This window comes from Paenibacillus algorifonticola, assembly GCF_050481745.1.
Lineage (GTDB): Bacteria > Bacillota > Bacilli > Paenibacillales > Paenibacillaceae > Pristimantibacillus > Pristimantibacillus algorifonticola_A.
In genome coordinates this window covers 340,652-355,239 of record NZ_JBCNGR010000006.1, presented here as the reverse complement: position 1 = coordinate 355,239, position 14,588 = coordinate 340,652, and the positions used below count along the sequence as shown (strand labels likewise).

7 protein-coding genes and 1 pseudogene are annotated in these 14,588 nt (G+C 47.5%); 2 read left to right on the top strand and 6 right to left on the bottom strand.

The features are described 5' to 3' along the window. Positions 1–39 precede the first annotated feature (39 nt). Both ABEW34_RS05025 and ABEW34_RS05020 read right to left on the bottom strand, forming a co-directional pair. Positions 40–3,156 carry a hybrid sensor histidine kinase/response regulator gene (locus ABEW34_RS05025; RefSeq protein ID WP_430155439.1) on the bottom strand — a complete coding sequence of 1,039 codons (3,117 nt, stop codon included), beginning with the start codon at positions 3,154–3,156 and terminating at the stop codon, positions 40–42. 370 nt (positions 3,157–3,526) lie between these two features. Next, complete coding sequence (locus tag ABEW34_RS05020) at positions 3,527–6,601, bottom strand: S-layer homology domain-containing protein (protein WP_430155436.1); 3,075 nt, start codon at positions 6,599–6,601, stop codon at positions 3,527–3,529. Positions 6,602–7,117: 516 nt separating this feature from the next. Here ABEW34_RS05020 and ABEW34_RS05015 point away from each other — a divergent pair. Beyond that, a complete protein-coding gene (locus ABEW34_RS05015) occupies positions 7,118–8,281 on the top strand; it encodes a response regulator (protein ID WP_430155434.1) in 1,164 nt (387 codons plus the stop codon). A gap of 314 nt (positions 8,282–8,595) precedes the next feature. Here ABEW34_RS05015 and ABEW34_RS05010 read toward each other — a convergent pair whose 3' ends face one another. Together ABEW34_RS05010 and ABEW34_RS05005 are read right to left on the bottom strand one after the other, a co-directional pair. Continuing rightward, on the bottom strand, positions 8,596–8,655 hold the full coding sequence (locus tag ABEW34_RS05010; RefSeq protein ID WP_430156171.1) for a hypothetical protein: 60 nt from the start codon (positions 8,653–8,655) through the stop codon (positions 8,596–8,598). Beyond that, positions 8,633–8,752: pseudogene (locus tag ABEW34_RS05005) on the bottom strand (23S rRNA (pseudouridine(1915)-N(3))-methyltransferase RlmH); the annotation flags it as partial. The gene ABEW34_RS05010 and the pseudogene ABEW34_RS05005, both read right to left, overlap by 23 nt. Positions 8,753–9,235: 483 nt before the next feature. Here ABEW34_RS05005 and ABEW34_RS05000 point away from each other — a divergent pair. Beyond that, on the top strand, positions 9,236–9,859 hold the full coding sequence (locus tag ABEW34_RS05000; RefSeq protein ID WP_430155431.1) for a hypothetical protein: 624 nt from the start codon (positions 9,236–9,238) through the stop codon (positions 9,857–9,859). Between the two features lie 368 nt (positions 9,860–10,227). Here the strand turns inward: ABEW34_RS05000 and ABEW34_RS04995 are convergent, their stop codons facing one another. Beyond that, the gene (locus tag ABEW34_RS04995) at positions 10,228–11,787 is read right to left on the bottom strand and encodes a hypothetical protein (RefSeq protein WP_430155429.1); all 1,560 of its coding nucleotides are present in this window, start codon (positions 11,785–11,787) and stop codon (positions 10,228–10,230) included. 25 nt (positions 11,788–11,812) lie between these two features. Further along, the gene (locus ABEW34_RS04990) at positions 11,813–14,581 is read right to left on the bottom strand and encodes a hypothetical protein (protein ID WP_430155427.1); all 2,769 of its coding nucleotides are present in this window, start codon (positions 14,579–14,581) and stop codon (positions 11,813–11,815) included. Positions 14,582–14,588 lie beyond the last annotated feature (7 nt).

The following is a 14,588-nucleotide window of genomic DNA, read 5'->3' as shown; positions in this document are numbered from 1 at the left end:
TTTGCTGCTGTCTTTTGGCCGATGCCCAGCGGCAAGCCGCTAAATCAGGCGGTTCACCGCATTATTCGGAACGGCAAAGACGACAACTGTCCCTTGACCCGGATCACTCTGAATGTGCAGGCCCTTCCCATATAATTGTTTCAACCGTTGATTAATATTGAACAAACCGACTCCCTGCCTTTGATCCGAACGTGTATCGAATATATGTTGCCGCGTTTTAGTATCCATCCCCACGCCGTTATCGGAAACGGTTACTTCAGTACGATCCTCATATTCGGCGATATGAATATGAATCATTCCGCCCGACGAACGGCTCATGATGCCGTGCCGCACTGCGTTTTCGACAAGCGGTTGAATGGAAAGCGGGGGAAGCCTTAGCTCCATGTTCGCTTCGACTTCCCAAACCGTGCTCAGCCTGCCTTCGAAACGTTCATTCTCGATATATAAATAAGAACGTACGAGAGCAAGCTCCTGTCCCAGCGGAACAAGCAGCTCGGAATTTTGAAAGTTGAAACTGGCACGTAGATAATTGCCGAATTCGTCGAGCAGTAGGCGCATTCTGTTCAAATTAACGTCGCTAAGCGCAGCTATCGCATTGAGGGTATTGAATAAAAAGTGCGGTTTTATTTGTGCTTGCAGCCATGCCGCTTCCATACGCAGGCGTTCGCGTACGGAACGGTTCAAATCCGTTAATGCCCGCACCCGAACCTTTAACTCCATCGCATCCGCAGGCTTCACAATGTAATCGTTAGCCCCAGCCAAAAAACCAGCAGCAATATCCTCAGGGTTGTTGCGCGCAGTCAGAAGCAGAACGGGCAGTTCCAAGCTCGAATAGCGCTCACGAATAGCTCTTGTTAGCTCATACCCCGACATATGAGGCATCATGACGTCAACAATAACAAGATCCCATACTCTCTTGTTCAGATGAGACAAAGCATCATTGCCGCTCGTAACCGTAGCGATGTCGAAAGATTCCCCAGCCAGAATGTTCTCCAGTATTTTCAAGTTAAGCGGATCATCGTCCACAGCCAATACCGAAGGGCGCACCGAGCTCTCCACAACGGCAGAATCGTCATCCGTACCGTAACGGATGTTCGAGTCGGCAGCGGCGGCGGTTTCTGCAAAGACAGGTGGCAGGAATGCTGCAAAATCCGCTTCCCGTTGAACAGGCGAATCGGACAGCGCCAAAGCAAAGGTGAACGTCGAACCTTGGCCCGAGACAGATTTCACCTCCAACGTTTCGCCGTGCAGCTCCACTAACTGCTTGCAAATGCTGAGGCCCAGTCCGATGCCACCCCCGGGCATCGCCGTCATACTGGAGTCGCCTTGCTCGTAAGGGTTAAAGATTCTTTGCAGCGTTTCCTCGTCCATGCCGATGCCCGTATCCGCAACGCTAATGTACGCCTTCCCGTCTTGTGCGACCACCCGGATGGCGACAGTTCCTTCATTGGTAAATTTGATTGCATTGTGAACGAGATTAAACAAAATTTGAATGAGTCGGTTTTCGTCAGCCATCACAGGAGGAAACTCATTCGGAATCTCATTGACCAGCCGGATCGGTTTACTAACGGTCATGAAGCGAAGCATGTCGAATACGCCAGAAGTGATCGCCTGCACCTGAATAGTCTGGACGTGCAGGCGGATGCTACACTCCTTGAGACGAGTTAAATCAAGCAGGTCATTTAACATAAATGACATGCGCCGACCGATCTTCATCATTAACTCCATATTTTGGGCACTCTCGCCGCTCAATGAATGTTTTTCTCTTTCAAGGACGGTTTGCGCCATATTCAGCATCCCGTGCAGGGGATTTCGCAATTCATGGGATGTGTTTGCCAGAAAATCGTCCTTCTGCTTGTCTGCCATTCTTAATTGCTCGTTTAGTTTGGCTTTTTCTTGGGAATTGCGGAAGTACTGATTAATCCAGTAAGCGGAAAAACTAATAATAGCCACTAGAACGTCAAATGGGAAGTAAACGTTTATCACTTTCAAGTGAGCATTAATCAGTCCCCATGCGGAGCTGGATAATATGCTCATGGTAGCAAGCAGCAGGAAGATGGCACCGGGCTGATTTCTGGCTATAAGTTTGCCAATCAGATAAATAACCCAGGCCATTGGAAACCAATAAAGCAGTCTGAATATTTTAAATTCGATTAGATAGTAAATGATCGGTGGAGGCATGACCAACACAAATCCTGAATACAAAGCCAGAACAATTGCGTACGTACGGAATAAAACCGTGTTAGTTCGGAGCTTCGCAAATATTCCGGTAATCTGCAGGAAAAAGAAGGGGAGCCACGAGTACGAGAGTAATTTAATTTTCAGTGCCCATGCATAGTTGATAAAAGGCATACATACCAGCAGCAGACTGTCGTTATCAGACACAATCGTAATCCCAGCGGTCAAAAGCAGCATAAAAAAGGCAAGCAACCCTTTTTGCCGACTGAGAAAGTATAACATCACGGCGTACAAGCCAAGAAACATCAGTACCACGAAGGTCATAATCTGAAAGCCAATGGAGATCCATCGTTCGGTATTGATGGCCGTATCCGACCCAAAGCGAATGTCTCTGACAATACCGCCATTAAGCGGATTATCAAAATTGGCCACGCGTACAAGCAGCTCGATCTCATTCACTCCGTTTGCCTTATAAAGCGGGGTATAAGATATCCGGCGGGGCTTATATGTATCCGCTTGCTCCATCGGTTGGCCGACTCCTGCTATCTGTCCGTTGAATTCAACAACTGAAGAGGCTTGAATTTCCTGAATCCAGAATTCGAAGGACTGTTGCGGTAAAGGGTCGACCAGAATGCGCAGCCGGTACGTACCGTATCCAAACGATGACTTTGAATCTGCAGGTAAAGCGCTTCGCCAATCTCCCGGAACCATGATATTACGCTTGTTCAGGGATTTCCAATCCTTGTTTATATGTGTGACGAATGCTCCTGGATAAAAATCCCACTCACCGTCCAGCGTGATGGAACGGGAGTTGGCGAAGTCCCAGCCGCGCAGATCGAGCACGCCTTGAACCGCACGAGGATGTTCAGGCGTAAGGAAAAACCCGGACCAAAGCCACCGGATGCCGAGAAGTATAAAGAGAAACAGGATAAACGTCACAGTATATTTCAGAGCGGTTTTGTTTTTTATCCCAATCATATAGAGCTCACTCCCAACGATTCGCCGTTCCGTTCTGCCAAGTGCTTGAAAATGCTAGGGCTCAGTCCGACAGCTTTCATACTTCGACAAGAACAGCGGGAATCCCTTGTTCCATAAATCGGGTGATTAGGCATCAAAGCAACCTTCAATGTCGACGTCGATCCCCAGCAGGATTCAATTCATGTTCCAACCTGACAGATTGCTTGCCCGTCTCCGACAGGTATTTTTGCCGATGCGCTTCTACGCACTCACCAACCGAAGGTGGCTTGGCACCTCCTGCGGTTGGATTTTCACCAGCAAGGCGATGCATGCCTTTGGGCACGCGGGACACAAAAAGAGGAGGCCGTTAGCCCCCTCTTAATCATTAATACTAGTCGATCAACTTCGTAGCTTTCAGCAATCTTTCAACCATAACCGCTGTTTCCGCGCGCGTCATCTCCATTTTTGGATTTAACTGCTGTTTGCCGATCCCTTGCAGAATGCCAGCCTTAATCAGTTGGGCTGCAGACTCCCGGGCATACCCGGAGATTTGCTCCACATCGCTATAAGGAGCCAGAATCTGATTGATTTCCGATGTGCTCAGCGCCTCTTGCGGCTGAACAATATGAAGGGAGCGGGCGATCATAGCGATGCCTTGCTCTCTTGTAATCCGTTCGCTGCCGTGGAAAGCACCGTCATCAAAGCCTTTAATCACGCCAAATTCACTGGCGATCGTAACGGCATCGTGGTACCAACTCGATGGTGCTACGTCGCTGTACGGCGTGGCGGATACACCTTGGCGCATTAAGCCAAGTCCGCTTGCCACAATCGTGGCAAATTCCGAACGGTCAATACTGCGACTCGGGGAGAAGGTATTGTTGCCTGTACCTGCAAGCTGCAGTCTGGCTGCAATATTGTTGATGCTCGCCTGTGCCCAGTGGCTCTTCACGTCATCGAAATTTTGTGGATTCCAGATGACCGAGTAACTGCCCTGGCTGCGCAGGTCATTGATCATTGCAAAGTAACGGTTATTGATTTTCGTTACGACTGTCGGTACATGGAACAAGGTACCGTCCGAATTAACAATGACGCCGGTCGTAATTTTGTTCGGATCAATACCTTCAGGCAATGCGATATAGCGCGGTGCGTAGTTCTTTAATTGATCCGGCTTAATGGTTTGGTTGTGGTACGTGAAGTTAAGTGATAGATCGACCGGATTGACGAGCAGATCGTAACCACCTTTGGTCGCCTGATCTTTTGCTGCGGCTTTTAATGCGTCAGACGATCTCTTGATAGCAATATCGACTGCAATTTCGCCAAGCGGCGCGCCGTTCCATTGTTTGGTGATCGAACCCAAATCCAGTTGTGTGCTTGGAACCGGATAAATAGCAAGCAGGTTCTCGATGTTCAGCGTGGAGCCGGTATCGGACAACTGCTTCAGGGTTGCTGCGGTCAAACCTACAACCTTGATGTCACCGTCGTCAGGCACAAGTACATTTAATTGCTGTCCGCTACCCTTGGAGAGATGATCCGAGAGTTTATTTTGATCAACCACAACAGTCGTCACTTTGTTTGTCGTTGTACCAGTAGCGAAGCCACTGTCCTCATTGTTTACAGTTGTTTTCACACCCGATGCCGGAGCAGGTACAGATGTAGGTGCGGGTGCAGGACTTGTGCTGGAGTCATTACGAGCAGCGCGCGTCAAAGCTACGATGTACGTTTTCGTCGTGCCGTCCTGCGCCGTCATGACCACCTTGATCGTATTGATGCCTACGCTCAGCGGCAAGGAGTCGGAAGCGACGCCACTTGCCAAGTTAATCGGACCTTGTACCAACATGCCTTCGCTATTGTACACGCTCGCTGTCACCGTAAAATAAACAGCATCATATACTGCTGCCGTCACTGTCGTGTCGCTCACACTGTTCGGCACACTTGTCGTATAGGATGTGGTGTCTGTCGCAAATGTCGGGCTTAACGTGACGTTCGACAGCGTCAAATCTGCCAAGCCCGCGTTGTTAGACACCGTACGAATTACTGCTCCTGTGCTGATAGCAGACGGCCACTGCGTCGCTGTCGCTTTCACACGGGTTACAATTGTATAGTCCGTCCCTGGGATCAGTCCAGCAAACGTCGAACTATCTTGCCACGTCACGCCGCCGTCTATGCTGTACTCCTGACCGGTGATGGCTTGCAGCGTAATGCTCGTTGCTGTTTTGCTCACTTCTACTGGTGCTGCCGGTGCCTCGGCGCCGTTCGCTGCCGAGCTTTTCACGCTCCCTGTCGCATGCGTATCGTCAGCGGTTACCATCACGGTTATGTCTGAACCGAAGTCGTCTGTGGTTAACATGTAGCTTGAACCTGTCGCATTCGTGATGGCGACTCCGTTCCGGTACCATTGGTAAGTCGGCACATTGTAAGGCGTGTCAGGCGAATAAGTGATTCCCGATAAGTCCGCAGTCAGTGTTTCACCAACTTTGGCAACACCGCTGATTCCCACGCTGCCTCCCATCTCTGAAACCCCAATATATTTTGTGGCTGTGATATTGTTGCTAATGACACCTGAATTATACTCGACAATAACTCCCGGATCAAAATATCCGCTGCTGCTGCCGTGTGTATTATTTACAGCTAAGTAACCTATTTTATTACTAGTCGTGTCTAGCAGAAGTGTAAGATGGTCATACGCTCCATTAGCCACAAACTCATTTGATGTATCAAGACCTGTTGACTGACCGTTAGATACATACCTTGTATCGCTATAACTAGAAGTGTCCCAATTAGGTGCTGTAGTTTTAGAAGCGCTTATAAAGGTTAAAAAGCTCCAATTTCCCCTAAAGACACTTTTAAATTCTTTAAACATACTAGCAATCGCAAAAATTTCTTGAGGATTGTTTGCTTTTGGCTCTAAAAGATGACCGCTATTGTTCGTTGCAACCGTCACGGCATCTTTAAAAGTCATGGTAGCAGCCTGTCTTTGCACATATACAAAATGGCGCCCATTATAGGTACGCACAGATGTTTTCCCATCAGTCAATGGCGCCCCTGGCGTTACATTTACTGTTACACTTTGGGTTTGCCCCACAGCTTTGGCAAATGTTAAATTTTGAATAACAACCAGAATATCTTCATAAGTAGTACCATTTGAAAAATTGAATACTCTATTTACCGATGTAGATTGATCAGTCACAATGCCACTGATTTGTATGCCATTAATCAACTCGGTGATGCCGCTTGGAAGAGCTCCAACTGCAATAGAGCCATTATTTACTGCCACAGTAAAGTATCCGCCCGCTCCATTCACGACACCTGTGCTTCCAAATGCAGCATTGGATAGCTGATAGGTGGTTTCGGTTACGCTAACAGGGGTACCAAGATCAATTGTAGATGTTGCAGCGGCCTTCACTTCTAACGGATGGAGCGGCATCATCGTCAGTACCATAATAATTGCTATTAGAGCAGATAACATTCTTCGATTTTTTAATTTCATATTTTGTGTATACCTGCTAACGAAAGCATATAGAAATTCTATATTTGCGCATTTCTTTCAGTTAAGCAGGGTTCTCCTTTCTTATTGGAAAAATTTGTATATCTCTTCTAAACTCAGGCACGTTTGCTCACGCTGATGTCAAACAATCGTTCTTTTTCTATTCCGCTTTTATCTTCCCCTGTCCCATATGGATTCCAGCCCCCTTGATCCTATATCTTGATACAATTCACTTACTTTCGACAGGGGTGATCGTAACAAAAGGAGCTTTACAGGATCTCTACACCTGCTTTACTTGCTGTTTTCGCTCACGTAGGAATGAAATGCTTGAAATTAACCTCGTATTATCAAGGCAATTCAACCAACTGAGACCACCTCTATTTGAACACGTCTGCTCGGGCAGTTCTAATCATCCATTGCCAAAATTCCGATAGTATTGATATAACAAGTCGAATCTTGCAAAAAAACAATGCATACATGTTATGGAGCGTGAAATACATGAAGATCTTGCTGGTGGATGACGAAGCGCTGGTGTTAAACCAGATTCGACGAATGCTGTCGGGATATCCCGGTATTTCGGTGGTCGGCTCGTTTGGAAATGCGAGAGAGGCTATTATGCGAATGCCGGAACTTCAGCCAGACGTCGTATTTTTCGATATTCACTTGCCGGAAATATCGGGTATCCAAGCGGTGGAGCTGGCAAAGGAGGCTTGTCCGGGAGTCGATATTATATTTATAACGGCATATAGCGAATATGCTGTCCAGGCTTTTGAGCTGAATGCGGTCGATTATTTGCTTAAACCGTTGTATCAAGCACGCCTGGATCAAACGATGAAGCGGCTGATGCAAAAAAGAATGCATAAAGAAGATATGCGCTCAATATCACCTTCTCGCATTCTATGTTTTCGGTCTCTCCGTTTTCAGAGCAGCGGAGGGTCTCCGGAAATACCGAAATGGCGTACGGCAAAAACGCAGACTCTGTTTGCTTACCTGCTACACCAACGCGGCAATATCGTCCTCAAGGAGACACTTTTGGAACTGCTGTGGCCAGAGCTTGATGTGAAACAGGCGGCGAATCAATTGTACACATCGATATATCACATTAGACAGTGCTTGAAGCAAATGGACATTGATGCCCCCATCCAAAATAGGACTATTCAAGAAGGCTACATACTCGACACAAGCCGAATTCGGATTGACGTGGATGAATGGGAAAACGGTTTGCGCCAGGTGAGCGGCTTAAATTTGTCCGAAAGTCACTCCGAGCTGCAGCGGTTGCTTTCACTTTATGAAGGGGACTATTTACCAGAGATCGGTTATGGGTGGGTAGAGGACGAACGCGAAAGACTACGGAAGCTATGGAATCAGAATGCCCGATCGTTAGCCCGGTACTATGAGAAAACCATGATGCTGGAGGAAGCGCTGGCGATGTACGAACGGATTCAGGATACGGACCCTTATAACGAAGAAGACGGACTTGCGCTGATGAAGCTGTATACGGCAAGCGGAAGGCACAAAGAAGCGGAGAAGCACTATCATAAAATGGATCATTTATTTACTAACGAGCTGCGGATCGGCTTGACCGATAAGCTGGTAGACTGGTTCGAACAAACGAGAAAGAAATTGCTCCCTTGGCGCAATGAGGAAACAGAAATTGGATAACCTCACGCTTAAAGACTAGGGATTTTTAGTGTATGACTATAAAGCCCCCGCGATGACGGAAGCCGGAACGCTGTCCCACGAACGGAAATTAAGCAAGTACCGCGTACAGGAACTGAAGCTCCTGCGGCGTGTCTTCAAATAACACATCGTCCCAAAAATCTGCTGCAATTCCACGTTCGATTGTCGTGTCGTGCGTATGGACGTCAAAAAATGGGCGGGATTTCCTCAAACATCCGACTGATTTGCCGCCGCAGTTTTGGTGGCTTTTTTGTGCTAGCGGCTAGGGCATATCACGCGAGTGCCTCTACAAAATATTAGGGAGCATATATCTGCTCCACCAGCACCAGCCGCATGAGCCGATGAGGCAAGGTCATGCGCGAGAATGTATTCGCTTTCTCGCTCCTTTACCGCCCGCACCTCAGCTTCGCTCAGGAAAGCGGGCGCCTTTTCATCTGCGACCTCGATCATCTCATCTTACGTGGCTCCAGGTATGTTTTCCTTACTAAATAACGCATCAGCTGCTGTATATTGTAGCTCTTTCTTCACTTTCGAAGCATCGTTTGATTTCCATCTGACTTCTCTGCTAGGACTGCAAGAAACGTGTGTACCTCGATTGCATTAAACTTCGAGGCTCCAAATAGAAAATTATGGATTTTCTATTTTTAGGTTGCTATAATGGTAAATAAAGTATATGTCATATGATGATGTGAACTGGCTGCTGACAAGTACCATTTTTGAGCCTCTATTCCTACAAAGCATTTATATTATCTATCAAAGGAGGTGACCCTGAGAGCAATTTAAATCTTATTTCCCGTGTTCCACCAGATGGGGATGTGTTAATTTCTCCTTCACCGCTCCTGACTGAATGCTACGCAGAAACATGCAATAACTGTAAGAGTTTATTGTTCTATGCATTTAGCTTTAACCATTATAAGGAACATAGGAGCGTGTCAAATGAACAAACAACTTTTTCCCAAATCTTTTCGAATCCTTATGGCTTGCTTGCTGCTTTTGGCATTTGCCGTACCAGCGACGGCTTCCGCCAGCTATCTTGGAGATAAGCTTACTATAGGCGGCAGCATGGCGAAAGGCGACTATCTCACCTCCCAAGATGGTAGATTTTCAGCTATTTGGCAGAATGACGGTAATTTTGTCATCTATCAGAATGGTTCCTCTCTTTGGAGTAGTGGCACCAGTAACAGTGGGGCCGTTTCGTTCAAATTTGAAGCATTTGGGAAACCGGTCATATACAAATATGGCGGAAGCTATCAAGATGTATTCCAATATGGATATCGCTACGGATTCAACCCTGCCACAGGCAAATACGAATATTACACTGGTTGGGGATATGATAAGGTTTGGGTGATTAATACTTCTATACTGCAAGCCGCTTGGTTTGCCAACACAGCCTCTTGGATTCCAACCCATCACGGGAGCGGGCTGCCGGCTGACACAACTGGTGACACGCTGGTCATGCAAAGTGATGGAAATTTAGTTCTCTATAACACAACCCTAACAAACAGCTATTATCCTAATAGTTGGATTCCTGTCTGGGCTTCAAATACAGGCGGGCGCTAAAATCAGATTGAGAGCCGCATGCTGCGCGGCTCTTTTTCGTTTATCCAAGTAACCTGATCATTTCACTACTTAACGAAAAGAGGTCAACCCGTAAAAATGGGCTGACCTCCTAATACGACGGACGGAGTGCATTAGCAAAATATACAAAACGTCTGTCAACGAACAGGTCCGTCTTCATGACGCAATATAGGTTAACCATTCCTGGATGCTACTGAAGGAGCAGATTCAGCGAAATAATTATGGCATGCTGGACTAAGTGCCGATCCCTTCTTTCTACTTCGCTTCGTTTCGACAGCCACCTGCATTCGGTATACCTTATCGCATCTTACAACGGTTATACCGCAGGTCAGAGCTATACCCCTCGCAGATTAAGTTGTTCGATTAAACCCCTCAGCCGCTTCGGTGCGTAGCTCCCGCAACTGCTTCAGATTCGTTACGTTGCCGACGACTAGAAAATCGTGCGGCGTTTGCACGCCTTTGGACGTGTCCAGTCCGATGACGTTCTGACCGGGTGCCAGCAAGTTCGTCGTATTGAAGAAGTCCAAGCCTGGCAAATGAAGATCGAAATCGGGGAACTGAATTCGTCCTCTCAAGTATTCGTAAAACCTAGGATAGGTGTCCGTACAACCAAAGTCTATAATATTACAAGCTTCACCATGCAAATCAACCGTAAATTCGTTCGGATCGACGGAAATGTGCGACCCGATTACGTCCTCCGCACTTAGCGTCAACGGCACGGGCCCTTTATGTAGCCAGATCTTAATATTAACGCTGCCATGGGGGGAGTATGATGACGAAAACTTTGAATGTTGGCTCCACTTCGAAAGCGCATTCCCCTCAAACTCAAGCGTAATTCCGCCTTTCTGCAACGTCAAATTGATGGGATTGTCGTGCATGCTAATTTGCAGCCCGTCATAGCTGTGACTTTCAAAGAAGCTTTCCCCACTTTTTCCAACGGAAATTATATTTTGGTTTTTCCGCAGTACAGCAAATATCCCGCCTCCGCTAATCGGATTGGATAGTTCGGCCGAAAAACCGGAAGCCTTCAGTTGAGGTTTTAAAAACGATTGCGTAACTAACTTGTTGGACAAAATGATGCTGGCCGTATAACCTTTCGGAATCGGATGTATGGCCTTATCACCTGCTAGAAACGTAGGCGATGGATTGCCTGGCGGGCAGCCGCTTTCATTCGTCTGAATGTACAAGCTCAGAACCCCATCATTCTTGTCTCCCGTCGAAGTAAACACGAACGACTTTGGCGTCAGAATGGTTTTGCCGGATGCCGGTTGCTTGTTGTTAATCGAAGACAACGCATAATCGATCCCCTGAATATTCGTTTGAAAGTAGTCTTTCAATGAAGGCAAGAAGTAAGTGATCAAAATATCGTGGTCCTTCGGATCCGGCGGCGGAACGATTTGATACAAGGTTCCCCTCTCCGAATTGAAATGCACAATAATATGATTGTCGTGTGCATTACCGTCACTGAACGTCACGACATCGTCATGCTCGATGACTTCGCCGGTGTCTCCCTTGATCGCCACGAGTGGAACGATGGCTTGCACGCTGTAAGTGCCTCCCGGAATCGGAATCGTTCTAGTCACGACTTCCTCATTAATTATCCAAACGGTGCTGCCTTTATCGATGGGCATTGTCAGCGTCGCAAAACCGGAACGCCCGGCAATGAAGCTGATAACGGGCGAAGCAAATTTGATGTCGTATTGGATGGTATACTTCTTTCCGTCAATCGGATGTTCCCGCTCCGTTTTCAGCATGACTTCTTTGGCGAGTCTCCCCGCTTCATACTGTGATTTCAAAAACACGTTCAACTGACGGACGTCGTATGAACAAACGATGTCCCAGCCGTGGGTGGACGGCTTGCCTTCCATTTTCTCAACTAGATCGTTCAGTTCCAAATAATTCGTTGTCATAGGCAAACAGCCTCCATTTCGGGGATTAGGTATGGAACGAATAGCAGGTGCCATGAAATTCAAGCGTAACTTCCTTCAACTCGCTTAAATCAATGCGGCTTCGAAAGGATTTGTCGACTTCTATTTTCCATGTCGTATATGGACCGTACAACGCATAAGGCGTTTTCTCTCCGTGAAAGGACTCGCCGAAGTTACCATCAATGACGACGCTGGCAGTATCGTTCAGATCGTACTGGAAAGGGACTTCCCTTTTATCGTGGTGAAAATTGTAGATGGCATTGTCTCTTGAAATCAGTTGTTCCTGTCCGGAATGCGTAATATTCAGCAATACCTCGCTATTAGGCGCGCCTGGCTTGGCTTTGGCGCCGTTTAGAAAACAGCGCACCTTGGTAATTCGCACGTCAGCCAAGCCAGCGAACGGGCTTTTCGTATCCGCCTCATGTTTTTGGAGCGGTATGCTCACCATTGCTTCATAGTTCTTTTTCATGAAATCCAGTTGATGCGGAGTAAGCTTGAACGAAATACCCTTTTGCTGATTGGCAGGAAAATGGGAGCAATTCGTTCCGAAAAGACCGATTGCGTCTTTGTAAAGTCCAAGAATTTTATTTTGTGCACCCAACAATCCGGCATAAGTGACCTCCTTGACGCTCCCGCCTAGCACATCGCTTAATTGTGTATGCTCGAGTGCCCAAAAGTTATAGGCGCGGGTCGTCAAATACAGCATTTCGAATATTTGGGCGATCGCATCGAAATACATGCGGGAGACAAAACTCGTATATGCGGGAGAAACCTCCGTCATCTTCTCGATCATGATCTGATTAAACCGTCTAATAGTACTCTCCAGCTCCTGCTGCTCGTTGATCGTCTGAAGCAAGAGTAAGGCGCTTGCATTATAGGTCATGATGTGGCCGTTTCTATCAATAACCGTCTGTACATAGTCGTGCAGCGCCTCACTTAACGCAGTGCTGTCAATTTGCTCAGACACTTGGCGCAGCAACCCTTCAATCGCTTCCGTGTCACCAATCAGCTTCACAGCGCCGGGATCATCTGGCTGCAGAGAGCCGCCAGGCATGGTGCTGTAACCTTCCTTCAAGCTCTGAAACTCCTTTGTGATCGTTCTAATCCGATTGACGAGATAAGCTTTATTGATGGAATCGTCGTCGCTCCCCGTTACTTTCGTTTTTCCATCAAAAGCGATTTTGGAGCCGTGCACCATCCACATCAGGGAAGACTTCGGTGCAAATGCGATCGAACCAAGCGAGGAAAAAATATTGTCCCAGTTCCAGTCAAAGTGTTCTTCTAGACCCGCTCTGAAGCCTTCTATTTTCTCCTCGACCATTGCTTTCTTGCGGGCAATATAGGGCTTATAATTTTCAATCGTCCTGGCGGTATCTCCGAGCATGGCAACCAGCCTATTTCTTTTAGACCTATGACTTCTTACCGTAAACTCCGCCTGACGTCTGGCGGCAGCCAGTGCAGATTTTGCCCGAGTGACGTCTTGGAGCGATTCCAGCTGCAACACATATTCTTTTTGAATCGTTTTAAAATTGGCAATTAGCGCATCAAGCTGCTCTCGGCAAAAATCGAATGAAACGACTGGCACATAATTGTACTTGTATCCATAATAATCAAGCCCCTGTGACAATCTGTTCAAATACAGCACGGTTTTGTCATGCAAATCTTTGAAAATATGAACACTATCTGCTGCGCCTACGTGCTGCTCGTACCTCGACCACAGCTTTTCTAGCGTGCTGCCCGCTTTTACCTGTTCAAACGGCGACGTTTTTTGCTGCAATCTTCTGAAGTAGATCATCGTTTCCGCAATGGCCTCACGGTCCGATGGCTCTAGGCAGAAATAACGCAAGCGGGCTTTCTCAAACAGCATTTGACATTGAACGGGATGTATCCAGGGAAAAAAGAATTCCTCTTGCATGTTTTCCAATTGCGCTGCGCTGCCGACAGGCATGATGTGAACCATTCCGCGCTCTCCGTTTTTTCCGTTTTTCCCGTTGACAAGGCCTTCTCCATAGGCACCGTACATCCCTCCGGATATGTCCGTGCTTGCCAGCGCTTGGCTCTTCCATCCGTCTACAAGCACGATCAGACGGGAGGCCATCTCCTTTATAACAGCATTGGCCGTTTCCGCCGAGGCGGCGTCCTTTAGCTTCTGTCGGAAAGGTTCCAGCGGCGCGGCGTCCCGATTTCTCTCCAAAAAGCCGTTCAGTTTTTCGATTTTGTCCTCTTCATCCTCATTCTGGTAAATACTCCTTAGTTCAGCCACCAGTTTTAAATACGGATGACCATAGAGAAGCCTGACCTTTCCACCGCGGCCGCCGTTGCCTCCATCCCTTCCTTTCGGGTTCGAAGATAGCCCATCTCCTCCTTTGCCGCCGCTGGCATTCACCATAAAATGGGGCGCATCGGCGGCTGCATTCTCAATAAACAAACTGAAATCGCCACCGTTTTCTCCGTCCGTTCCGTTGGCACCTTCGATTGTCGTCGAGCCAGGCTTGCCCTGCAAATCGAACGTCGCTTCCTCAAGCGTCGACATCTGGTTGGCCGAAAGAATACCGTGTGACAGCTTAAACGCCCTGCTTAAGGTAACCTGCTCGGCGTACAGGTACACTTTGTTATGGCTGCCGCCAAATTCGGTGCCCTCGCCGATTGAAAGATTGACCTCGGTGCTCAAGTAAATCATCGCATCATCCTGGATCAATACTTGATTTTCCTTTTGAATTTGCGACAGCAATACGTAATCTGCATGGTTTTGTTGCAAGTGTCTATCGTCACTCATTGGCAAT